We start from the raw sequence: 22,233 nt of genomic DNA, 5'->3' as shown, positions 1-22,233 counted from the left end.
CTGTCGTCATTCGATTCGGACGGTTGGGCGACACCATTCTGCTGCAGCCGCTGCTGCATAAGCTGCATCACCGTTACGGTGGTGCGTGCCGGCTCGTCTCGCTGGGCGACTGCTCGCGCGTGTTGTACGAAGGCCACGAAGACGTGGCCGAAGTGCGGCAGGTCGACAGCCAGTACGGTACGCTCTGGCTCAATCCACAGCGCTTGCGCACGGCGTTCGCATTGCGCGAATTGCGTGCAGCACCCTTCTACATCTGCGAGCCGGATGTACGCACGCGCACCAAGATAAGACCCATGCTGGCGCTGGCGGGCATTGCGCCCGAGCACTGCGTCTTCATCGAAGACACGCCGTTCCACCAGGGTGAGCACTGGATCGACTGGCTGATGCGTTTTGCGGATGAAACGCCATCGGCCTTTCGCGATGCCTTGAGTTCATCGCACGCCTTGCCTTGCGCGCCGCGGCTGGAGCCGACCGCTGTGGAGTTGGGCGAAGCGCAGTTGTGGCTGGCGCGGCGCAACCTGCATGGACATCCGCTGGTGCTGCTGCAGCCGGCGAACAAGCGCACCATGCGCTGGAACGGCATACGCAAGCGCGAGGATGACGACAAGTCGTGGCCGGTGGAACGATGGGCGGCGTTGTGCCGCGCCATCGTCGCGGCGATGCCGCAGGCGCGCGTGCTTCTGTGTGGTTCGGCGAGCGAGGCGGCCTATCTCGCTACGATCGGCGACGCGGCGGCGCATGCGCAGGTAATCGTGCCGCACGACGGGCTGCCGCTGGGTCATTTGCGCGCGCTGTTGCATATCGCGCACAGCATGGTGTCGGTGGATACGGGTCCCGCTCATCTGGCGGCCGCCGTGGGTTGTCCGCTGGTGGTGCTGTTCGGCAACCGCTGGCCATCCATGTGGACGCCGCGCAGCGCCAGTGGCAGCGCCGTGCACGCCATCGGCGGATTGCCGGACGTGCCCAGTGTGGATCGCATCGGACTGGATGAAGTAGTGAACGCGTGGCGGCAGTTGCCGCCACGCCCCGAGGCGATGGCTCGTCGCCTGGTCGAACAGGCGCTTCAGTCGGCTGGCTGGGCCGGCTGCCTCAACATCTGCCGCACGCTGGGAATGGCCGAGCCGCTGCGCGCCGCCAGTTCGTGAGCGATGTCGATATAGCCGATGGCGCGCGCCACGTCGGCTGGCGTGCGGCCGAACGCATCGGCGGCCTGGCGATCCGCGCCGCGGGCCAGCAGTACGCGCGCCGGTGCGAGCAGTGCGTGCATCGCGCAGGAGTGCAGCGCGGTGACGCCGCGTTGGTCGGCATGTTCGAGCACGGCGCCGGCTTCGAGCAGCACGGGCACCAGTGCACCGATATGGGTGGGATCGCATTCGCTGCCTGGACGCATATGCGCACCCAGCAACAGCAGCAGCGGCGTCTTGCCTTCCTTGTCGGCCATGCCGACGTCGGCGCCGCGCTTGAGCAAGGTGTCGAACAGGCGGCGTGCGCGCAGGCTGTCGTTGTGCTCGAAACCGTATTGCGCGGCGGCATGCAGCGCGCCGTGGCCGCGAGCGTCCACCGCGTTCACGTCAGCGCCGCCATCGAGCAACTGCTCGGCAATCTCGGGATAGCCCATCGCCGCCGCGATCATCAACGCGGTCGCTTCGCCGGGCAGGCGCTGATCGACGGCGATGCCATTCTGCAGCAGCAGCGCCACCAGCGTTTCGCGGCGTGCGCTCACCGCTGCGGCAAGCGGCGTCATGCCGTTGGTGGCGGCGAGCGTGGCGTCGGCGCCCTTGTCGAGCAGCAACGCGGCCACGTCGCGCTGGCCGGCGCCGCAGGCGTGCAGCAACGCGGTGGCGCCCTGGTGATCGCGCGTGTCGACGGCGAAACCCAGGTCCAGCAGGCGATCGACGGCCGTGAGTGCGCCGGCCTTGGCGGCGGCGGGCAGGTCGTCGGCGCGCAGCGGGCGCGCGGGACGCGTCCACTCGCCCCAGTTCATCCAGCGCTCGATCGCTTCGTGTTCCAGCGAGAGGCCGAGCGGTGTTTCGCCGTTCGCATCGATCGCTTCGGGATCGGCACCGTGGGCCACCAGCGAGCGCACCAGCGGCAACGCGCGTTCGCCATGTTCCAGCGCGGCGAACAGCGGCGTGCGGCCGCTGAGGTCGCGCGTGTTGGGATCGCAACCCCGCTGCAGCAGCGTCTGCAGCAAGGCATGGTGACCGTAGGTGGCAGCCAGATGCACCGGCGTGCGTTCGCGCGCATCGGCACCGAACGGATCGGCGCCGCGCTCGAGCATCGCCAGCGGCAACGCCGCGCCTTGCACGCCGTCTTCCAGGCGTAGCAGCGCTTGCGCCAGCAAACCGGCACCGGCTGGCGTGGCGCCGGCATCGAGCAGGTCTTCCACCGCTTCGGTGGCCGCGGGCAACAGCGGCAGCAACGCATCGAACAGGCGGCGGCCCAGCGGCGGCAGCGAGGATTCGATGCCTTCCACGGTTTCCGCATCGTCGACCAGTTGCGGTTGCAGGCGCGCTTCGGGATCGAGTGCGTGATCGAGCAGCCAGCGACGCGCGGCACCCTGGCCGGGGCCGGCCAGGTCCAGATACAGCTGTGCGAGTTGCGACGACGGCCACTCGCGCACGCGCTGGGTGAACGTGGATACCACGGCCCAGTGGCCGAAGCGCAGCGCATCGAGCAGATGCGCGGGCGTGTCCGCGCCATCGGGCAGGGCGTCGATGCTGAGGTTGGCGGGCAGCGGCGTTTCCGGATCGAGCAGGGCGACCAGGTCCCAGCGACCCGCCGCTGCGGCGTAGTCGAGCGCGCTGCGGCCATTGCTGCCGGCGGTCTTCGGTTCGGCGCCGAGGGCGAGCAAGGCACGCACCACTTCGGCGTGCGCCTGCGGCGACTGGCAGGCCAGCGTGAGTGCGTCGCGGCCATGACTGTCGCGCAGGCGTGCATCCGGCTGTGCTTCGGTCAGCAGCTTCACGATGCCCACGGCGCCGGCTCGCGCCGCTTCCATCAGCGCCGTGCTGCCGTGGCGATCGGTGAGGTTCACATCCGCACCCGCTGCACGCAGGGCGCGGGCGATCTGTTCGTGGCCTTCGGCGGAGGCAGCCATCAATGCGCTGCGATGGCGCGCATCCACCGCATTGATGGCAGCGCGATGCTTGAGCAGCAGCTTCACGCCTTCCACGTCGTCGTCGGGGATGCCAGCGGCCGTCACCAGCGCGGGCTCGCCATCGGCGGGCGTGGGCTTGGCGCCGTGTTCGAGCAGGAACTTCGCCACCGGCCAGTTGGCCGCGCGGCAGGCCACGGCGAGCGGGCTGAGTCCGGCCTTGTTGAGTGCGTTGATGGCGGCGCCGGCATCGAGCAGCATCGCCGCCACGATGGCCTCGCCGCTGAGCACGGCGCCGTGCAGCGGCGTGTTGCCTTCCGCATCGGTGGCGAGTGCGCTGGCGCCGTTGGCGAGCAGGGTCATCACCGCTTCGGCGCGGCCATGCCAGCTGTCGCGCGTGGCCGCGAGCAGCGGCGTGAGGCCGCCGCTGGCGCGATTGACGTCGGCACCCTTGGCGATCAATGCGCGCAGCAGGCGCATGTCCGGCAGCAGGGCGGCGAGCATCAGCACGGGGCGCTGGTCACGATCACCCGGTTCGGGCGCGGTATTCGGATCGGCACCGGCTTCCACCAGCGCCAGTGCGCGGTCGATGTCGCCATCGCGCGTGGCCACCAGCAAACCGTGCGCCTGCTCCGGCGTCCCCGCCGTGCGCTCCTGCTCGGTGAGCTTGGGCGCAGGCTTGGGAATCGGTGCGGCAACGGGGGCGTCCATCACGCCGGATGCGGGCTGGCGCAGCGGGCGACGGCCTTCGCACAGCAGGGCGCGCAACGTGCGGTTGGCGATGATCAGGCAGCCCAAAGGCATCAGCACGACGCCATAGAGCACCAACGCCGCCGTGCGCAGTTCCGACGGAAGCACGCCGTAGAGGCCGGTGAGCGCAATGGCGATGAAGGCCAGCGCCAGCAGCGACAGCGCCGACGGCAGGAAGTGAGTGAAGAAGCGTTCTTCGCGCGACAAATGGCGGCCGAAGGCGAGGCTGCGCGCGGTGGCGGTGAAAATCCACGAGCCATCACTCTGCGCCGGATAGGCGTCGTCCCACACATAGACGAGGCCGAATGCCGGCCACATGCGCCACAACGCCGCCAACGCAACCACCAGCGCGCCGGCCAGCATCAACGCCGCGCCCAGGCTGGGCGACTGGTTGAGCTTGAGCATCGGCCACGCCACCAGCAGGAACACCAGCACCACATAGCCGGTGAACATCACCAGGTAGGCCGCGCCACGGCGCAGCACGGTGCGGCCGAAACGCGGCTCCGGATCGAAACCGATCGCGTGGCATACCGCCGCCATGGTCAACGCATTGGCGACCAGCAGCGGGATCAATGCGAGTGGATGAGCGCCGAAGGCGGCTATCGCGGCGGCAACCAAACCCGGAACGAACCAGGCGAGGGCTTGCAGAAACGGAGGCGGGCGACGCGTTTTTGAGTAGGCCATAAGCGCGGAGTATAGGAATCGTTACAAAGCCAGAAGGTAATCCCGTGTTAACAGGCTTCGGCTTGGTCGGCGTCAGCGATCGCGATGCGGATCGAGCGGCGCGCTGTTGTAAGCGGGGTGATTGGCCGCAGCCAGGGTTTCCTTCGGCGGCAATTGCAGGTGCCAGCCCTGCTCATCCAGATGCGCGAGCACCTGGGTGGCATCTTCGTAGGGCAGTTTGCGCTCGCCGGTCAGGTCAACCTCGAGCACGAACTGCAGGTCGCCCAGCATCTGGGTAAGCGGCTCGGGAATACACGCGAAATCGTCGCGGCGACGAAGCCACAGATAGGTATCGGGCTTGCGCTGGCTGGCGTAGACAAAACAGTGCATGGCGGCACCCGTCGGCTATCTGGGAAGGGCGCACCCGCAGGCGCGGTCTAAGAGATTAGCACCGCTTGAGAGCTGACCGCGATTTTCCGCGTAGTCCCCTGTGCCAGACGCGTTACACCCCCTATCTTCGCCTATCGGCGACGAACGGAGCGGATGAACGGGCAATCCTCGGGGAACTTTGCTGCAACCGCACTTGTAAAGCTTGCGTTGTGTGGGCACAGTGCCGGCCAGGGGTGTCAAACGCGCGTATGAAAAGCAAGCGCGGACGTCAAGCCCCCGCTACTACCCGAGCCGGATCAACGATAAGCAGGAGCATTGCTGATGCAGATGTCATACCGTCAATTTTCACGCGCGGGTCGTCCGCTCACGCTTGCGGCGCTGAGCCTGGCGATCCTTGGGACGCTTGCTGCACCGCAGCGCGCCCATGCGAGTGCGTTCCAGCTGCATGAAGACAGCGCCGCCGCGATGGGCCGCGCCTATGCCGGTTCCGCCACTGCCGGTGGCGACGTCTCGGTGGTGGCCAACAACCCGGCCGCCATGAGCGACCTGAAGGGCACCTACTTCCAGGCCGACGTCACCGCCATCAATTTCGGCACCACCTTCAGTGGTTCCGCGCACGACTTTGCCGGTCGCCCGATCAGTGGCGGCAACGGCGGCGATGCCGGCACCACCATGCCGGTTCCGGCGTTCTTCTTCGCCACCCAGCTGGGTGAGAAGTGGCACGTGGGCGCGGGCTTCACCGTGCCGTTCGGCTTCCAGACCGAATACAACAACAACTGGATGGGCCGTTACAACGCCATCAAGTCCAAGTTCACCTCGCTCGATGGCACGCTGTCGCTGTCCTACGACGTCACCGATACCTTCGCGCTGGGCGTGAGCGGTATCGCGCAGAAGACCTCGGCCGAGCTGACCTCCGCCATCAACTACAACGCCGTTGGCCTGGGCCTGGTGAATCAGGCTGTGCAGGCCGGCGCCATTCCGGTGCCGGTTGGCCAGGCGCTGGCTCAGCAGGTGGGCACCATCGTGCCGCCGGGTTCGGACGGCGTCGCTCGCATCAAGGGTGACGACTGGGCCTACGGTTGGCAGGTCGGCATGCTGTGGAAGATCACGCCGAACGACAAGTTCGCGCTGAACTACCGCTCCAAGATCGCGCATACGCTGGAAGGCACGGCCAACTTCACCGTTCCCTCCAACGTGCAGGCTGTGCTGAGCAACCCGACCGTGGCCGCGCTGCTGGCCGGTGCGGGCGGCGTGCCGTTCACCCACACCGACGGCACCGCGCCGTTCACCACGCCCGCCGTGGCCACCGCCAGCTACTGGCACCAGGAAGAGAAGTTCGGCCTGGGCGCCGACGTGGCCTGGACCAAGTGGGACGTGTTCAAGAACTTGAACGTGTACTACTCCAACCCGGCGCAGCCGACCACCACCGAGCCGTTCAACTGGCGCAACAGTTGGTACGTCTCCATCGGCGGCGAGTACTACCTCAACGACAAGTTCACCCTGCGCGGCGGTCTCGCCCTCGACACCACGCCGACCATCACCGCTACCCGCGACCCGCGCGTGCCCGATGGCACCCGCCAGCTGGTGTCCTTCGGTGTCGGCTACAAGGCCAGCGAGCATTTCGTGATCAACGCCTCGTACGCGCACATCTTCGTCAACAGCGCCCGCATCAACGCGACCAGCTCCACCGGCGACGTGATCACCGGCGAGTCGGACGACTACGGCAACCTGCTGAGCCTGTCGGCACAGTACAAGTTCTGATCGCGGTTTATCGCGAAAGAGACTTGAACGAAAACTCCCCGCGAAAGCGGGGAGTTTTTTTATGTCGGTGCGTAAAACCATCACCGCAGACTGTGGGAGCGCACCCTGTGCGCGACAGGCCACGTTGCGGCGTTGACGCACAGTGCGGCCGTCGCGCACAGGGTGCGCTCCCACAGGGGTTTTCTCTTAAATCGAAGGTTTCAGCTCGCCCGCATCAACCGATGTGATCACCGGGGAGTCGGGCGACTGCGGAAACCTGCTGTGTCGGCGCGGTGCGAGTTCTGATCGCGGTTCATCGCGAAAGAGGCTTGAACGCAAACTCACTGCGAACGCGGGGAGTTTTTTTATGTCGGCGCGTAAAACCACCACCGCAGACTGTGGGAGCGCACCCTGTGCGCGACAGGCCACGTTGCGGCGCAGACGCACGGTGCGGCCGTCGCGCACAGGGTGCGCTCCTACAAGTTCTTCGCTTGTTCAACCCACCCGCATCAACAGCTTCAACATGCGCTTGAACTGCGCCCCGTACGGCGGATTGAGCATGCCGGTGCCGTTGAATCGCGCCTGACGGAAGATCGGCTTCATATGCGAGAACGTGCGGAAGCCTGCTTCGCCGTGATAGCCGCCGATACCCGACGGCCCCACGCCGCCGAACGGAAGGCCGTGCTGGGCGATGTGGTACAGCGTGTCGTTCACCGTGACGCCGCCGGCATGCGTGCGCTTGAGCACCTCGTCGATGGTCGAGCCATTCTGCTCGAACAGATACAGCGCGAGCGGTTGCGGATGGCTGGCGACATAGCCGATCGCCTCGTCCAGCGAGTCGTACGGCAGCACAGGCAAGAGGGGCCCGAAGATCTCGTCCTGCATTACCGCCATGCGGTCGTTGACGTTGGTGAGCATCACCGGTGCCAGCAGGCGCTTGGCGGGAATATCGTGCGCGTCGCTCATCGGCTCGAGCGTGGCGCCCGCGGCCACGGCCTCGTCGCGCAGCCTGGCCAGCCGCTCGTACTGGCGATCGGAAACGATCGACGAATACTGCTCCTGCAGCCGCAGGTTCGGATACAGCTTGCCCACCATGTCGCGCGCCGCACCGACAAACTGCGCCATCTGCGCACGCGGCACCAGCACATAGTCCGGTGCAATGCAGGTCTGTCCCGCATTCACCAGTTTGCCGAACACGATGCGCTCGACCGCGTGCTCCAGACGCGCTCCCGGTCCCACGATGGCGGGCGACTTGCCGCCCAGTTCCAGCGTCACCGGGGTGAGATTGGCCGCCGCCGCACGCATCACGTGGTGACCTACCGCAGTGGAACCGGTAAACAGCAGGTGATCGAACGGCAGCGCCGAGAACGCCTGCGCCACCTCGGCATCGCCGGTGACCACGACGATCTCGTCGGAAGAGAAATAGCGCGCGACCTGTTCGGCGAACAACGCCGAGAAGCGTGGCGTGAACTCGCTCATCTTCAGCATCACGCGGTTGCCCGCGGTAAGCGCATCGATCAACGGACCCACTGCCAGGAACAACGGATAATTCCACGGCACGATGATGCCCACCACGCCACGCGGTTGCGGCAGCAGCGCCGTGCGGGCGGGCAGGAACACCAGGTTGGCCAGCTTGCCGCGCGGACGCATCCAACGTCGACCGCGTCGCAGCGAGTGCTTGAGGTTGGAGAGGCTGGGATACAGCTCCAGCAGCTCCGTCTCTTCCTGCGGGCGATGACCGAAATCCGCGTCGATGGCCTCGGCGAACGGCACCCGCTGTTCGTTGAGCATCTTCTCCAGCGTGCGCAGGCGGGTGGCCCGCACGTCCCACGGCGGCAGCGGATCGCGTGCCTGCGCCTCGCGCATGCGAAGCAGGGTGGAATGCAACGACGGGCTGGGTTCTTTCATGGTCATGCCTTCACGGTCAGAACTTCGCACGCAGTTCCAGGCCCCACATGCGGGGCGGCGAGATGCTGGCGAACGGCGTGCCGAACACCGAGGTACTGATGTTGTTCACGCCGGTCACGTAGCGCTTGTTGAAGACATTGTTGCCATACAACCCCACGCCCCAACGGTCACCCGGCGCGTGCCAGTCGATGCGAGCGTCGGTGCGCTGCTGGCCGGTGCCGATCTTGAAGTTGGGACTCACGTAGCAAGCGCCCTGGAACTGCGAATCGGCGTTGCAACGCGTGGCTCCACGATAAGCCTGCGACAGGTCGAATTCCAGCTCGCCGTTGGCCACATCGTGCACAGTGTAGGACAGCGACAGCGCACCGGAGAAGTACGGTGCGCCGGTGGGCTGGCCGCTCAGGTCCACGCCGTCGGGCGCGGTGGCGTTGCGATACTTCGAATCGATGTAAGCGCCCATGAAATTCGCGCGGAATCCATCGATCGGCTGCCATTGCGCTTCCAGCTCCAGGCCCTTCGCTTCCTGGTTGCTGCTGTTGACCACGTAGATTGGCAGGCCGGTGGCGGGGCTGTTCGGATCGAGCGCCAGCGACTGCATGTTGTCGTAGCGGTAGTAATACACCGAGCCATTGAGCAGCAGGTTCTGGTCCGGGAACAGGCTCTTGATGCCGCCTTCGTAATTGGTCACTTTTTCCGGCTGGAAGGTGGAGCCGGGCTGCACGCTGTTGTAGCCGCCCGCCTTGTAGCCCCGGGTGACCGAGACGTAGCCCATCACGTCCGGCGTGAACTTGTAACTGGCGACCACGCGCGGGCTCCAGTTGTTCCACGTATTGCTGGCGTAGACCGGCGTGCCCACCGCGCTGGTGAAGATCACGTTGTTGCCGAACGCCGCCAGCGCGGCTTGCGCTTCGGGCGGCAGCATCTGCACGATGCCGAGGCCTTCGAGGCCGGCAATGGTGGCGTCGAAGGCCGGCGCGCTGCGCGGCATGTTGTACCAGCTGAAGTCCTTCTCATCGCGCGTGTAACGCAGGCCGGTGGTGACGTCGAAACGGTCGCTGACGTGCCAGATCACGTCGCCGAACGCAGCATAGGCTTTGAAGTTGCCGTCATTGCTGATGGCTTCGTGCCACGGATCGCCCAGCAGCGAGAACGGCAAACCGAACGAGGCCAGCGCGTTGCTGATATCGGTGAGCGGCGTACCCACGCCCAGCACGTTGTTCGCCAGCGTGTCGATGCTGTCGGTGTTGACGTTGGTCTCGCTGGTCTGGCGCGCCTGCTCCTGGTAGTAGCTGACGCCCGCCACCCAATCCATCAGGTCGTTGTTGCCCGAGAGCTTGAACTCCTGGTACCAGCTGTTGTTGTGCTCGATATTGGCCGTGTCCAGATAGGTGACGACGTGATTGGTGCCGTCGTAGTCGCCCAGGTTGAAGGTGTCGAAGCCGCGCCATGCGGTGGTGGAGACGAGATCGCCCCAGCCGAAGGAGTGATCGATCTGCAGCGTGCCGCCGTCGAAGCGCCGCGACTCGCGTGCGCCGATGGCGTCGTTGTACAGCGGCGCATGCAGCGGATTGAGATACGTCGCCGGATCGGCCGGGTACGGCGCGCGCTCGTTGGTGTCGTTGGACAGCGGAATGAGGCCGATCGCGGGCGAGGGCGCCTGGTTGAGCTTCTCGTGATCCCACGACAGCAGCACACGCGTATTGTCGGTCACGTTCCAGCGGAACACGGCGCGCGAGCCCCATTCGTTGTCGCCGCCGTAGCGCTTGCCGGTGGCAGCGTCCTTGATCCAGCCGTCGCTCTGGTTGTCCAGCACGCTCAGGCGCAGTGCCATGTCCTTGTTGATGGGAATGTTGACCAGCGCGTCGGCGTACTTGCGCCCGTCGTTGCCCACGCGCACGCGCGCCTTGCCCTCGAACTTGTCGGTCGGTTCGTTGGTGACGATGGAGATCGCACCCGCCGCCGCGTTGCGGCCAAACAACGTGCCCTGCGGACCCTTCAAGACTTCGATGCGAGCAATATCGTTGAATGCCAGCAGCGAACCACCCGAACGCGCGGCGTAGACACCGTTGACGTACACACCCACCGCCGACTCGGTGCCGATGCCGAAGTTGCTGGTGGCGATGCCGCGCAGTTCATAGGTGGGCTGCGTGGGCTGGGTAGCGTCGATCACCAGGCCGGGCACGAAGATATCCATCTTGCTGAGATCGGTCGCGGCCAGCGTGTCGATCTCCTTGGCCGTCACGATCTGCACCGGAATCGGCACCGACTGCACTTCCTGCGTGCGGCTCTGCGCCGTCACCGTGATGTTGCCGAGCAGCTTGGCCTTTTCCGGATCGGCGCTGGTGCTGCCGCTCTTCGGGGTGCTGCCGGTGTCCTGCGGTGACGCGGCGTCATCGCTGGCCCAGGCATCGGCAGGCAAGGCCGCCAGCATCAGGCTGCCGCCGATCAACAGGCGATGCAGGCAAACGGACAACGGACGCAGACGCATATTCATCAGCACACTCTCCCCTCGAGATGAAATGGCCGCCGCCCGAAGGCCGCGGCGTTGCTACTTGTTCAATGGATCGCGACGCAGCCCCCCGACTGCGCTGCGATCCATGCCTTGATCAGTGCCACGCCTTCGCGATGCACCGTGCTGCGGCCCAGTTCCGGCATCATCACGCCGGGTTCGGCCGAGTCCATCCGGTAGGGCAGGATGGATTCGTCGGGTGAACCGGGCACGACGTCGAACAGATGGTCGCCCGTGCCGCGCCCCGCGGCGACGGGGGGCTTGCAGATGCCGAGATGACGGTCTTCGGGCGCACTCACGTCCAGCGTCAACGCAGTCGTGTTGGCTGCACCCTTGGGGTTGTGGCAATGCCCGCAGTTGATATCGAGATAGGCGCGAGCCCGCGCATCGAGCGACGCGTGTTCGTCCATCCAGTTCGCATTGCGCGGCGCTTCGGCGGGTGCCGGCGCGCCGGTGAGGTAGCCCACCTTCATCAGATGCGCCAACTCGTTCTCGTCGCCCGCCGCGTAGTGGTAATCGCGATTGAGGTGACGTGCCTTCGGGCCGATGGGATGGATCTTGCGCGTCACCCAGTCCTGCGCGTGACAGCTGGCGCACTGGCTTTCGTCGGGCACTACGTAGTTGAAGTCTTCGCGTGCATCGCTGTCGGCGACCAGCGTCAACGGAATCACCGCGCCGGTGCGCGCCAGAAACGCATCGCTCTGGTCGTCCTTCCACACATAAGGCATGGCCGCCCAACCCGATTCGCGTCGCACCAGGATGCGCGTCTCGATCAGATGCACACGCGACAGATCCAGCCCTTCGCCGGCAAAGTCACGCGAGCTGTCGTACGTGCGCGCCACATCGGTGAACTTCCCATCGGCGGCGCGCGGGTAATAGAAGGTCTTGCTGATGATCGTGCCGACCGGGAAGTCGAAGGTATCGGTCGGGTCGTACTTGGCCGATACGCCCTTGGGCATCCAGATGGTGCGCAGCTTGTGCGCGTAATCGGTGAACAAGGGCGTGTTGAGATCGTACGGAACCACGCCCTCGTTGAGCACCAGCTTGCCGTCGCGCACTTCGACCACATGCCAGTCGCTCAACCTGGGCGGACGTCCGTCGGAGTGGAACGCCACCGGGTCGAGACCACGGTGGCAGGCACTCACCAGCAATAGTGCCAACAGCACGCCGGCACACGTAAACCACTTCGTCATCTGCAGCAACCTCAGGCCTTCGGTTCCGGATCGAGCACAACCGGCGGCAGCTTGGGCAGCGTGCACTGGTAAGCCTTGGTGTCGGTGCTGGGATTCTTGTAGTCGTGCGGTCCATCGGCGTTGATCACGCCCACGTCGCCGTTCTGGATGCAGAAGCGATCTCCCGCCGGCGGCAGGCCATCGACCAGTTTCTTCTCATCCACGTAGCCATCCCACAGGATGTCCGGGAATTTTCCGTTGAGCCCGAACACCGCCGTCTTCAACGTCTTGAGCTTCAGCCCGTCCGGCGAATCGCCGCCGCCCTTGAAGCGGTTGTCGTAGATGAAGATGCCCTTCGGGTAGGGGTTGTAATCGGCCGCGACACCCTTGGTGTTGTAGTAGTTGGTGGAGAAGTAACTGGAGATGATGACGTTCGCCGTCTTGTTGTCGGCGATGTCGTTGTCGAAGATCTCCACCTTGTCGTTGGAGTTGACCACGATGCCCGAGCCGCGTGGCACGCTGGCCACCGCCGCGCCCTTGGCGGCGAAATTGTCGGTGTTGTTGCCGATCGTCTTGTTCTTGAAGATGCGCGTGCTATGGCCCGCCTGCGACAGATTGGGCATGTTGAATACAAGAATGCCGCCCGTGTTGTTGGTGGCGGTGTTCTCGTACACGTCCGCATTCACCGAGTTCTCGATCTCGATGCCAGCCACGTTGTATTCGGCGCGATTGCGACGCACCACGATGTTGTTGGACTGGCCCACGTAGATACCGGCATCGGACGCGCCGATCACCACCGAATCTTCCACCAGCACGTTCTGCGTCTTCACCGGATACAGGCCATAGGCGCCGTTGGTGGTCTTGGGGCCGCCAGTCCATTCCACGCGCACGCCGCGAATGGTGATGTTCTTGCCCTGGTTGATCTTGAGCGCATCGCCCTTGGTGTCTTCGAGCGCGAGGTTCTCAATGGTGAAGTCGTTCGCGTTCACCAGCAGGCCTTCCGGCCCCACCACCTGGCCCTTGAACGACAGCACGGTCTTGTCCATGCCGTCGCCCTTGATGGTGACGCCATCCGTGCGCAGGCTCAGGCCGCGCTGCAGATGGTAATGACCGGCCGGGATATCGATGACCGTGCCTGGCTTGGCATCCAGCAACTGCTGCTGCAGCTTGGCTTCGAACGAGGCGTCGCCGGTGCTCTGCGCCGCCTGTTCGTCGTGATGGCAGGCCGCCAGGGCCAAGGGCAGAGCGAGTAGCAAAAAGGTAGTGCGCATCATTGACGTCCCTCCCCAGGAGCGCTGGCTGCGAGCACCCACTGTCCCGGAACTACCGCGAGCTAGGGAGGGCAGAAGGGACGCCTAAGGGGGGCAAATCGGCCAGTGTGACGATCGTTTGAATGTTGTCGCGGTTTGAATCAACGCGGATGCGATGAAGGGGTTGGTCGGAACACCATAGTTTGTATGTACACCGCCAACTAGGGCGAATGGGCCACTTACACACTATGGCGAATTTTCTCGGGTGGGTTTGCTAGGACGGCAATGGTCAATTTCTGAGGTCTGCTTCGGGTCGGAAGCGGACCTCCTTACTCCACGTGTGAGACTTTCGCGAGGAAGGCCTCTGCGTACGGCGCGTAGTCCTCGAGACCGTTGTTTGAGACCAGGAGCCACCCACCAGTTTTCTTATACCAAGCGATCCTCGCCCGGACGTGTTCTTTCAGCTCCTCAGGCAAGCTCGAAAAATCCGAGCCACTGCCCGTCAAAGCAATGGACTTGACCACATGGGCAACTATTTCATCCATGGGCATCTCGCCCCGACCGTTCATCTCCAACAGCGAAGAAATGTTTGGAATCACGGTCCCATCGCTCCTTTATCGGTCAAATGGCATGTCCGCTTTGGGTCGGAAGCGGACCTTAGATTCAATCAAGCTCCTCAGCTTCCCAGTCACCCAATGCGCACAACAGTGCGTCTGTCTGGGCAACTGCGTAGGCATGATCTTTATGCCGAATGTCGACGTCAGATAAGTAATGCCAGACTATTTCCGGCATGAGCTTAGCCACCGATGCAGGCGCAGAGTCCTTGAGGTACATGCTCAACAGCAGGCAGGTGCGCTGAATATGCACGTAGTCGCTACCATCGGCCAGTCGCCGCTGGGCAAGCTCCTTTAGAGTGTTTCTAAGCTCGGCCGCCGTCGTTGGTCGAATGTTCATTGACGCCCCCTTTGCCATAGAGCATGTCCGCTACGGGTCGGAAGCAGACTGTTCTGGAAGTCCGCTCAGCCTTTGTACTTCGGATTCTTCAGGAAGCTGCCGTCGATGATCGTTCCTGCACCATCGACCTTCCACGCCCCCATGATTGCCTCCGGCGGCACGCCATCGTTAGGCCCGTAGGAGCCGGTGATCACGTACACCCAACCATTTGGGTTGAGCTTCGCTTCCTCTCGCATGGCGTCACTAACCTGTGCCGCCGGGTCAAACGTATCCATCGGTCCCCCCTTGTAGTTGTCGACCCCAACTCGATTTCTGTTAGGTCCTCTACGGGTCGAAAGCAGTCGCTCTCTTGCTTCTCTAGCGGCGGCGCAGCCTGTCACTAAACGCCGCCACCCCCATGAGAAGAGGAATGATCGGCGCCAAAACAACGGAGAGTGAAGTCCTGAGCACTCTCTCAATCAAAGGAAGTTTGGGGCGCGAATGGGAGAAAGAGCGCCAGAAACGCAAGAATAGCCAAATGTAGAAGCAACTCAGAAAAAACAGAAAACCTATCAGGATCTCGAATCTCACTGAATATTCCGCCTATGGTCTCTAAGTGCTGGCCAAGGTCTGCTATGGGTTGCGACTTCAGCCGGTCGACGCAACACATTGACGATGTCAACCTTTGTTGCTGGCTTGGTCGCGACCAACCCGCGATGCCATGAAGGCGCCACAGCAGGCGAGAGCCACCACCAAGAGGGCGAGCCAACAGCCCCATGTGAATTGTCCCCACAGCACGATGGCGGCGGGCACGTAAAGAGCTGCAAACGCGCAACATGCCAATAGGCCCAGCACGGGATGCCTAGTCAAATAGTAGATCGCGACCATGGCAATCGCACCGCTGGCCACCCAAAGGATCTTTGGTTCCGGGCCAAGCCCATGCATCCGATGAATGACGGGATATCTGTCAGGGAAGATGTGAAATAGCCAGTCGACCGTGAAGAAAATAGGGGCAAGGGCTGCAAATGCGAGTGTCCACACGGCGGCGCTGAGGGGCCAGATGTTTCGAAAGTCAGCCGCGTTGTCGATCGAAGAATTCATATGGGTTCCATCCTGGTAAACATTCCGGACGTCCGGAAGCGACTTCCGTCACTTCAGGTTGCCTGTAATAGCCGCTGCCAAGAGCGGAATGCCAACACAACCGATAAACACGCCAATGGCGATGAAGCATTTCCGACGGTAGGCCAACCCTTCGGGCGTCAGCAACTGGGGATTGAGAAGGGCGTTTGCCGGGTTCCACAGCGTTTCTCGCCCCCAAAGCCGAACTCCCGCTTGTGTCCGGCGCACTGCTTTCACCGCAAAGACGATGGCGGAAAACCAAGCGACGACCCCCGTGCACCAGGCGGCAACAAACCCAAAGAGCGCGATAGCGGCAAGGACCTTGGTCATGGGCGTGATTATGTCCAGCAAACGGGGCGGAGGTGGTTAATTCGAGCAGTGTCGGTGGGACTTGACTACCTCCGTTCCGTTTGCCGCGTTTGTCCTCAATCAACGAGCGGACGATAGGAACGGATCGCAGGCTTCGCCCTTTCCAGATCGTAGCGCGCCTGAAGTGCCAGCCAGTAAAAGGCGGTGGTGTCGAAGATGAGGGAAAGGCGCAGGGCGGTCTTGGGGGTGATGGGGTGGGTGTCGGCGATGAAGGCTTTGATGTGGTCGGAGGGGATGCCGGAGCGGCGGGCGAGTTGGGCGGGGTTGAGTGCGCTGGGGATCAGGTAGGCGTGCAGCAGGATGTCGCCGGGGGCTCGCAGGGGTTGCGAGGGGTCCACTTCCGAGTGCGGGGTGAGCTGGATCAGTTCCATGGTGGTTCTCCCTGTCGGACACGGCCGCGCAGCGGATAGGCGCCTACAGCGCTCCGTGTCAGTGAATGCTTGGCAGCTTCGTCGGTGATTGCCCGAAAGAGGCGCATCGCCATGCCGGCCGATGCGCCGTAACGGCGATCATCGGAGGCGTGTGGTGTTCACTCGAGGCTCGTCACCGAGCAAGCGGGCGTACTGCTGCAGGCAGTGGCTGGTCGTGCCAAGGCTGGCTGTGACGGCCACGGGAAGCGGCCATGGCAACGGTCTGCCGGGGAATCCGCGCGCCTGTGAGTGGAGGCACTGCTCGCTGTCGATACGCAAGCGCGTGAGGGTGAGCACCGCTAGGGCGATGTCACCGCGAGTTCCATGACGCAGGGTTTCGGGCCATGCCGCCGCCGTGGATAACGGGTCGCCAGGCGGCGGAGTGAGGGTGTCGTCAGGGGGAACGGACGAGCGAATGCGTCCCGTATGATCGCGGATAGCCATGATCAACTCTCGAATAGTTGGTGATGGTTAGCGGGTCGTGGGTGTTGGTGCACTCACGGCCCGCGTCTCATGACCTGGTAGTCATGGTCACTCGCGAGGTCGCGCAATGCGACAGCGCGAATGACTGGCTGACCCTAACAAGCAGGGTTGGCATCGTCTGTCAGGGTTGGGTGAGATGGATGTCCGCGTGACTGCAGGCGAGCGTGAGGGCTCGGGCTGACCATTAGATCCACTTGCTATAAGCGCGACGCGCCTACGTATAGAAAAAAGGTTCTGACCTTTTTGATTTTGTCGTGGCTGGCGGTCGGTGTTTGGCAACGCCGATCTCCGCCGCCACCCAAACGCGCTGGTTACTTCTCGAAACGGCAATCCAGCTGAAGCGCGCCGCCATCGAAGCCCGTGACCTTGCCGATGACCGTGGCGTAGTCCTCGTTGCGAAGACTCGCGAAACGCTCAAACTGAGCGGGCGCGCTATTGCAGTTGATGGAGTAGCGCGACTGCATTTTTTCGCCGATGCCCAGCACGCCCGCGCGTACCGTCGTGATGAAAGGCATGCTGATGGATTTTGAAGGATCCATGATTTCAAACGCCCGGCCGAGCCCTCCCGTTTGACCGTCAGGGCGTGACACCTGGCCATCGATACGATAAGTGCGATTCACGTAGAGAGCTTCCACAAGCTCTGCATTATTCGCATTCGCGATCATCGCTTTTTTTCTTTTCGGCCAGGTCTCCCGCCTTGATGTCGGCAATGACATCGGAATGGCTCTGCGCGCGGGCCTTCTGAGCGATAGCCAGCCCTTCCGCGTCCATGCGGATCGCGCCAAGCATGCTGCACATCTTTTCGCGCAAGTCATCGGTGGCCGCCTGGCCACGCATCAGCTGAATACCCATGGCGACCCGGTCCATGGACTTGCTCGCCTGGAACATTGCGGCGACGACATTCGCCGCTGCGCCAATCTTCTGTCCGCTGCGGGAAATGTACCAGCCGCGACCGGGTTGTTTCTTTATCAGTAGATGACTATTGCTGTTCATGATGGTTCGCTACCTTCACTTTCTGCGGCAGAAAGGAATTTCCGCGGCAGAATGAAAGATAGTGGCGGCCGTGACGGCAGTGAATCAGATATCTCCGACGCGAGCCGCTCAATGATCAGCTGAGGCAGCCGCACTCGTATTTCGGCATGTGAAGCGCTTCACGGCATCGTCAAATTGCGGCTTGTATCCGTCGAAGTTCTCGACATTTGCGGTATATACCAGTCCGCACATTGCATGGTCTGGACCGTCGACAAGAATCATCAGCTCTCTCGCCTTTTCATGGCCTTTAACTATGGTTCCATCTCGTTCGATCGCGGGGAGGTTGCCGACGTTATCTTCCCGAGAAGGGGACCAGGCTACGGTTCCGCCGGCCTTCTCGATCGTTTCAGTGGCCGATTCCGTTGCAACGTTTGCTTCCTCCGACAGCGTTCGAGTTGGTCCGTCGCGTCCAAGCGATACGAGCATTGCTGCCACAGGCCTCCTGTTCTGGAACAGCACGGCCCTTTGTGCGACGCCACCATCCACTCGCTCAGCGGGCTCCAAGCGCCAACCCTCCGGCCACTCGAAATCAATGCGCGCGGGCAGCGGAACAGCACTCTCCTCCGTCGCACTTGATGACGGCGACGCTGCTGTCACATTCCCATTGTTTATCGATGACACCGCATTCAGCAGCGGCAGTATTTCCATAACGAGGAAGGTCACCATGAAGGTCAACCGGAATCGTGCCTTGGCGAACCTTCCGAGCAATCCAGCGACCACGGCACCCCATATCACCGGCCCCATGGTGTAACCGAACATTTTGGCGGGATCCCCCCCGATCTTGCGATACGCGATCAGGCAGCCGAGTACCAGGAAGGGAAGGCAGACCAGGGTTACCGTGACCCAGGAGATGTCCCTTCTCGCTTTGGTCGATACCACGGCACTGGCTGCTGTGTTCGATGGTGAAGGCGTTGCCAAGGAAAATTTCGGCATTCTTGCCAATTGGGAAGCCCGATAGGTGCAACCCGGGCACAGCACTGCCGGTGGATTGATGGTTACACCGCACTCGCTACAGCGCATATTTTCCCCTTATGCATGGCAGTCCATTTGCTGCGTGACAACCGGCGGCGACATGGCAATGGCCGCTCATCACCCGGCAAGTGCCTTGGCCAGAATGGCGTGCACCGGATTCCCTTCCGCTCGGTCAGACAAGCGGCCCCATTACGAATGCTGTCATGGCCTGCTTGCGGCCGGCAATTAGGCCGATCGGCGTACGCACATCACAGTCCGGCGCTACCCGCGATCGATACCGACCAGAAGAAAGGCGACCCCAGCGATGATGACGGTGGCCGCCACATTGGCAGCGGAGGCGATCAAGGCCGCCCGTAGCAGGGAGATCTTCAGAATCCTTGCGTAGATGGCGGATTGCGCGCCGCCGTACCAGGCGCAACTAAGCAACGCGATCGCGAGGCCGAGCAGGGGCCCGAAGCCGTGGCTGTTGAGAAGAATGGTGCTGGCGATGGACAGGCCCAGCGCGAACGGAGCCAACAGGTAGCAATGAATATAGAAGGGCTGGCGAAGCGTCTCTCGCGTGATGGGCGATTTCTTCTGATGCAACATGCCAAGCGCGCCAAAAAAGCGCGAAGAAACAGTAGATGATGCTGCGAGTTGCAATAACGCCCTGCTCGGTGCCGAGCAGCTCTTTGCCCAGCACGGTGTTGACCCTGGCCATGCCCGAGGGCGAACTGAGTTCGATCACGTGCGCGACCAGCACGGTAAGAATGAGCATCAAGGGCGGCCCGATCATTTCGGTGAACTGCTGGTCGCAGCCCTGACGCAATTGCCGTTGCGTATAGATCGCCACGGCCACGGGGTGACGAAGGGTCCGCCAGAGCGCCCGCGGATAGAACACCAGCCAGCTCATCACTTCGTACAGGAATTCTTCGAGCGACTGCAGGATGCGCATGAAGTCCATCGGTTTTCTCCGGCGAACGGCGGGCAGCGAGGATCAGGCCCGCGGGATTGAACGTTGCGCGCCCGAGAGGCCTCTCGCCCATCGATAGGCGATGAATGCCGGTGAATTTCGTGTGATCGCGAGCCGATCGCGGTAAGCGCACTTGGCACATGGCTCCTGGGAAAGCGCGCCAAACGAAGCTCGATCCGCCGCCGCCACCGGTCAGGCTGAGTGGTAACCTTTGCTTGTTCCATCCGGCTCGATGCGGCTATTGGAACTACGCCAGGCGCTGCCCAGGACATCTCCATGCCGGTTGAGAAAGCCGATTCAACGATAGACCGCGCTGAGACGATGCCTGGACAGGGAGACGGTGCAGCGTCGCTCGCTATGTTGTTCGAGCAATCGCCCAGTTTCATGGCGATTCTGGAAGGGCCTGACCACCGCTTTGTCCATGCCAATGCCAGCTATCTGCGTCTGGTGGAGCAGAGGCCGGTTCTTGGCCGCACCGTGGCCGACGCACTTCCCGAAGCTCTTGTCCAGGGATACGTCGCGCTGCTTGATCGGGTTTTCGGAACGGGCGAGGCCTATTCCGCATCCGGCGCCCGATATGTAACGCAGGCACGAATGGGTGGCGCCGCTGTCGAGCGGTTCCTGGACTTCGACTATCAACCCCTGCGCCAGGCCGATGGCAGCGTGACGGGGATCCTTGTCGAGGGGCACGATGTTACCGAGCGGGTGTTGGCGCAGGCGCTGCATATGGCGTTGCTCCGCCTTAGCGACGAGTTCCAGGCGCTGGGCCAGTCCGAGGATTTCAGTTTTACGGCGTGCCGGATCCTGGGAGAAACCTTGAAGGTAAGTCGCGTGGGCTACGGGACGATCGATCCGGTGGCCGAGACGCTGCATGTCGACAGGGATTGGACCGCTCCTGGCGTGGAGACCTTGGCGGGCGTGACGCCGCTGCGTGAGTATGGCTCGTTCATCGATAGCCTCAAGCAGAACGAGTTCATCAACATCAATGATGTTCGCGAGGATCATCGAACGAGTGCGGTCGCCGCCGCGCTCGAAGGAAGGGATGCTCGCTCGTTTCTCAATGTACCCGTGGTCGAGAAGGGCGTTCTGGTTGCCGTGCTATACGTCAATCATGCAGAGCGTCGCGAGTGGACGGACGCCGAGACGGCATTCATGCGTGAGGTCGCGCGCCGCACACGTACCGCCGTGGAGCGTGCGCGTGCGGCATCGAACCTCCAGGAAAGCGAGCTGCGTCTGCGCGCAGCCAACGAGACGCTGGAGCGGCGCGTCAACGAGCGTACTGCTGCCTTGATGGAGATCGAGGAGCGCTTGCGCCAATCGCAGAAGATGGAAGCCATCGGTCAGCTCACCGGCGGCATCGCTCACGACTTCAACAATCTCCTGACCGCCATCAATGGGAGCCTGGAAGTGGTCGAGATGAACCTGGCGCGCGATAGACTGGACAATGTGGACCTGTTCATCGGCATGGCCAAGGACTCGGTTCAGCGCGCCACCTCGCTGACGCAAAGACTGCTGGCGTTCTCGCGTCGGCAAACGCTCGATCCCAGGCTGACCGACGTCAATCGACTGATCGGCAGCCTCGAGGACTTGATCAAGCGAACGGTCGGCCCGGCCGTCAACGTTGAAATGGTTCGTGCGGAATGCCTCTGGTTGACCCGGGTCGATGTCTCCCAGTTGGAGAACGTCCTGCTGAATCTCTGCATCAATGCACGTGACGCCATGGCTCCCGCAGGCGGCTCGCTGACCATCGAAACGGCCAACGAAACACTGGACGACAGCTCGTCGGCCCGCTGGGAGTTGCAGCCCGGCGAATACATCCTGATCGGCGTGACGGATTCGGGCTGCGGCATGTCGCCGGAGACGATCGCGCGGATCTTCGATCCTTTCTTCACGACCAAGCCTATCGGTCAGGGTACGGGTCTTGGGCTGTCGATGGTCTACGGTTTCCTGCGCCAGTCGGGAGGGCAGGTTCGAGTGCATTCCGAAGTCGGTCGCGGAACCACTTTCTCGATGTATCTCCCACGGCACCTCGGAACCTCGGCGACGGAGCCTGCGGCGGCACGCCTGAATCCCCGCGAGTCATGCAAGCTGGGCGAGTGCATCCTGGTGGTGGAAGACGAAGAGGTGGTGCGTCAGATCGTTGTCGAGCTGCTCACGGAGCAGGGCTTCGCGGTGCTGGCGGCGGCCAATGGCGCTGAAGGATTGAGGATGGTCGAATCGGGACGAAAGATCGATCTCCTCCTTACCGACGTGGGACTTCCAGGGGGCATGAATGGCCGCCAGTTGGCCGATGCCGTCCGGGTCGTGCATCCCCGGCTGAGCGTGCTCTTCATGACGGGCTACGCCGAGAATGCCGTGGTGGGAAGCGAGTTCCTCGCGCCGGGCATGGAAGTGATTACCAAGCCCTTCAACCTGGGAGCACTTGCCTTGAAGGTTCGGAAGATCATCGACCAGGCCGAAGGCGAGTCTTGAGCACGTAACTCG

General features: G+C 63.1%; 20 protein-coding genes. 4 read left to right on the top strand and 16 right to left on the bottom strand.

Features of this window, described 5'->3' with window-relative positions:
- Nucleotides 1–23: 23 nt before the first annotated feature.
- Nucleotides 24–1,145: a glycosyltransferase family 9 protein gene (locus ISP20_RS18230; RefSeq protein WP_239536118.1), complete on the top strand. Its 1,122-nt coding sequence runs from the start codon at nt 24–26 to the stop codon at nt 1,143–1,145.
- Here ISP20_RS18230 and ISP20_RS18225 read toward each other — a convergent pair.
- Nucleotides 1,064–4,531 (bottom strand): ankyrin repeat domain-containing protein, encoded by a 3,468-nt coding sequence (locus tag ISP20_RS18225; protein WP_204637560.1) that lies wholly within the window; start codon nt 4,529–4,531, stop codon nt 1,064–1,066. The two genes, ISP20_RS18230 and ISP20_RS18225, sit on opposite strands and share 82 nt — an antisense overlap.
- A gap of 72 nt (nt 4,532–4,603) precedes the next feature.
- Nucleotides 4,604–4,900, bottom strand: coding sequence for a YcgL domain-containing protein (locus ISP20_RS18220; RefSeq protein ID WP_204637559.1), 297 nt, complete (start codon nt 4,898–4,900; stop codon nt 4,604–4,606).
- A 321-nt stretch (nt 4,901–5,221) separates the two neighbouring features.
- On the opposite strand from ISP20_RS18220, the gene ISP20_RS18215 reads away from it, so the two are divergent.
- A complete protein-coding gene (locus ISP20_RS18215; protein ID WP_204637558.1) occupies nt 5,222–6,661 on the top strand; it encodes an OmpP1/FadL family transporter in 1,440 nt (479 codons plus the stop codon).
- A 474-nt stretch (nt 6,662–7,135) separates the two neighbouring features.
- Here ISP20_RS18215 and ISP20_RS18210 read toward each other — a convergent pair whose 3' ends face one another.
- The 14 genes from ISP20_RS18210 to ISP20_RS18145 all read right to left on the bottom strand — a co-directional run bounded on the left by ISP20_RS18210 (nt 7,136) and on the right by ISP20_RS18145 (nt 19,385).
- A complete protein-coding gene (locus ISP20_RS18210) occupies nt 7,136–8,548 on the bottom strand; it encodes a coniferyl aldehyde dehydrogenase (protein ID WP_204637557.1) in 1,413 nt (470 codons plus the stop codon).
- Between the two features lie 16 nt (nt 8,549–8,564).
- Nucleotides 8,565–11,042 carry a TonB-dependent receptor gene (locus tag ISP20_RS18205; protein ID WP_204637556.1) on the bottom strand — a complete coding sequence of 826 codons (2,478 nt, stop codon included), beginning with the start codon at nt 11,040–11,042 and terminating at the stop codon, nt 8,565–8,567.
- A 62-nt stretch (nt 11,043–11,104) separates the two neighbouring features.
- Entirely contained in the window at nt 11,105–12,250 is a 1,146-nt protein-coding gene (locus ISP20_RS18200) for an SO2930 family diheme c-type cytochrome (protein ID WP_204637555.1), read from the bottom strand.
- An 11-nt stretch (nt 12,251–12,261) separates the two neighbouring features.
- Nucleotides 12,262–13,503, bottom strand: a complete 1,242-nt coding sequence (locus tag ISP20_RS18195; protein ID WP_239536116.1) for a parallel beta-helix domain-containing protein — start codon at nt 13,501–13,503, stop codon at nt 12,262–12,264.
- A gap of 305 nt (nt 13,504–13,808) precedes the next feature.
- Nucleotides 13,809–14,078 carry a hypothetical protein gene (locus ISP20_RS18190; protein WP_204637554.1) on the bottom strand — a complete coding sequence of 90 codons (270 nt, stop codon included), beginning with the start codon at nt 14,076–14,078 and terminating at the stop codon, nt 13,809–13,811.
- A gap of 64 nt (nt 14,079–14,142) precedes the next feature.
- Nucleotides 14,143–14,433 carry a hypothetical protein gene (locus tag ISP20_RS18185; RefSeq protein WP_204637553.1) on the bottom strand — a complete coding sequence of 97 codons (291 nt, stop codon included), beginning with the start codon at nt 14,431–14,433 and terminating at the stop codon, nt 14,143–14,145.
- A 65-nt stretch (nt 14,434–14,498) separates the two neighbouring features.
- Nucleotides 14,499–14,708 (bottom strand): hypothetical protein, encoded by a 210-nt coding sequence (locus ISP20_RS18180; protein ID WP_204637552.1) that lies wholly within the window; start codon nt 14,706–14,708, stop codon nt 14,499–14,501.
- Nucleotides 14,709–15,090: 382 nt separating this feature from the next.
- Complete coding sequence (locus ISP20_RS18175; protein ID WP_204637551.1) at nt 15,091–15,513, bottom strand: hypothetical protein; 423 nt, start codon at nt 15,511–15,513, stop codon at nt 15,091–15,093.
- A gap of 48 nt (nt 15,514–15,561) precedes the next feature.
- On the bottom strand, nt 15,562–15,861 hold the full coding sequence (locus ISP20_RS18170) for a hypothetical protein (protein WP_204637550.1): 300 nt from the start codon (nt 15,859–15,861) through the stop codon (nt 15,562–15,564).
- 95 nt (nt 15,862–15,956) lie between these two features.
- A complete protein-coding gene (locus ISP20_RS18165) occupies nt 15,957–16,271 on the bottom strand; it encodes a HigA family addiction module antitoxin (RefSeq protein WP_204637549.1) in 315 nt (104 codons plus the stop codon).
- A gap of 833 nt (nt 16,272–17,104) precedes the next feature.
- Complete coding sequence (locus ISP20_RS18160; protein ID WP_204637548.1) at nt 17,105–17,458, bottom strand: hypothetical protein; 354 nt, start codon at nt 17,456–17,458, stop codon at nt 17,105–17,107.
- The gene (locus ISP20_RS18155; protein ID WP_204637547.1) at nt 17,439–17,786 is read right to left on the bottom strand and encodes a hypothetical protein; all 348 of its coding nucleotides are present in this window, start codon (nt 17,784–17,786) and stop codon (nt 17,439–17,441) included. The genes ISP20_RS18160 and ISP20_RS18155 overlap by 20 nt, the downstream gene beginning before the upstream one ends.
- A 108-nt stretch (nt 17,787–17,894) precedes the next feature.
- Complete coding sequence (locus ISP20_RS18150; protein ID WP_204637546.1) at nt 17,895–18,704, bottom strand: hypothetical protein; 810 nt, start codon at nt 18,702–18,704, stop codon at nt 17,895–17,897.
- Between the two features lie 354 nt (nt 18,705–19,058).
- Nucleotides 19,059–19,385 (bottom strand): hypothetical protein, encoded by a 327-nt coding sequence (locus tag ISP20_RS18145; RefSeq protein WP_204637545.1) that lies wholly within the window; start codon nt 19,383–19,385, stop codon nt 19,059–19,061.
- Between ISP20_RS18145 and ISP20_RS18140 the strand changes: the two genes are divergently transcribed.
- Together ISP20_RS18140 and ISP20_RS18135 are read left to right on the top strand one after the other, a co-directional pair.
- Nucleotides 19,384–19,791: a hypothetical protein gene (locus ISP20_RS18140; protein ID WP_204637544.1), complete on the top strand. Its 408-nt coding sequence runs from the start codon at nt 19,384–19,386 to the stop codon at nt 19,789–19,791. The two genes, ISP20_RS18145 and ISP20_RS18140, sit on opposite strands and share 2 nt — an antisense overlap.
- A gap of 234 nt (nt 19,792–20,025) precedes the next feature.
- Nucleotides 20,026–22,221 carry an ATP-binding protein gene (locus ISP20_RS18135; RefSeq protein ID WP_204637543.1) on the top strand — a complete coding sequence of 732 codons (2,196 nt, stop codon included), beginning with the start codon at nt 20,026–20,028 and terminating at the stop codon, nt 22,219–22,221.
- The last annotated feature ends 12 nt before the right edge of the window (nt 22,222–22,233 follow it).

Source organism: Dyella kyungheensis (assembly GCF_016905005.1).
GTDB classification, from domain to species: Bacteria; Pseudomonadota; Gammaproteobacteria; order Xanthomonadales; family Rhodanobacteraceae; genus Dyella; species Dyella kyungheensis.
Note: the sequence above shows the minus strand (reverse complement) of the source record. Positions and strands in the feature narration are given on the sequence as shown.

Bases quoted from the DNA above. Each gene is read 5' to 3' on its own strand.
- ISP20_RS18200 (WP_204637555.1), bottom strand. From the start codon at position 12,250: ATGACGAAGTGGTTTACGTGTGCCGGCGTGCTGTTGGCACTATTGCTG.
- ISP20_RS18215 (WP_204637558.1), top strand. From the start codon at position 5,222: ATGCAGATGTCATACCGTCAATTTTCACGCGCGGGTCGTCCGCTCACG.
- ISP20_RS18160 (WP_204637548.1), bottom strand. From the start codon at position 17,458: ATGATCGCGAATGCGAATAATGCAGAGCTTGTGGAAGCTCTCTACGTG.
- ISP20_RS18225 (WP_204637560.1), bottom strand. From the start codon at position 4,531: ATGGCCTACTCAAAAACGCGTCGCCCGCCTCCGTTTCTGCAAGCCCTC.
- ISP20_RS18170 (WP_204637550.1), bottom strand. From the start codon at position 15,861: ATGACCAAGGTCCTTGCCGCTATCGCGCTCTTTGGGTTTGTTGCCGCC.
- ISP20_RS18210 (WP_204637557.1), bottom strand. From the start codon at position 8,548: ATGAAAGAACCCAGCCCGTCGTTGCATTCCACCCTGCTTCGCATGCGC.
- ISP20_RS18165 (WP_204637549.1), bottom strand. From the start codon at position 16,271: ATGGAACTGATCCAGCTCACCCCGCACTCGGAAGTGGACCCCTCGCAA.
- ISP20_RS18185 (WP_204637553.1), bottom strand. From the start codon at position 14,433: ATGAACATTCGACCAACGACGGCGGCCGAGCTTAGAAACACTCTAAAG.
- ISP20_RS18155 (WP_204637547.1), bottom strand. From the start codon at position 17,786: ATGAACAGCAATAGTCATCTACTGATAAAGAAACAACCCGGTCGCGGC.
- ISP20_RS18180 (WP_204637552.1), bottom strand. From the start codon at position 14,708: ATGGATACGTTTGACCCGGCGGCACAGGTTAGTGACGCCATGCGAGAG.
- ISP20_RS18195 (WP_239536116.1), bottom strand. From the start codon at position 13,503: ATGATGCGCACTACCTTTTTGCTACTCGCTCTGCCCTTGGCCCTGGCG.
- ISP20_RS18205 (WP_204637556.1), bottom strand. From the start codon at position 11,042: ATGAATATGCGTCTGCGTCCGTTGTCCGTTTGCCTGCATCGCCTGTTG.
- ISP20_RS18220 (WP_204637559.1), bottom strand. From the start codon at position 4,900: ATGCACTGTTTTGTCTACGCCAGCCAGCGCAAGCCCGATACCTATCTG.
- ISP20_RS18140 (WP_204637544.1), top strand. From the start codon at position 19,384: ATGCCAAGCGCGCCAAAAAAGCGCGAAGAAACAGTAGATGATGCTGCG.
- ISP20_RS18175 (WP_204637551.1), bottom strand. From the start codon at position 15,513: ATGAATTCTTCGATCGACAACGCGGCTGACTTTCGAAACATCTGGCCC.
- ISP20_RS18135 (WP_204637543.1), top strand. From the start codon at position 20,026: ATGCCGGTTGAGAAAGCCGATTCAACGATAGACCGCGCTGAGACGATG.
- ISP20_RS18145 (WP_204637545.1), bottom strand. From the start codon at position 19,385: ATGTTGCATCAGAAGAAATCGCCCATCACGCGAGAGACGCTTCGCCAG.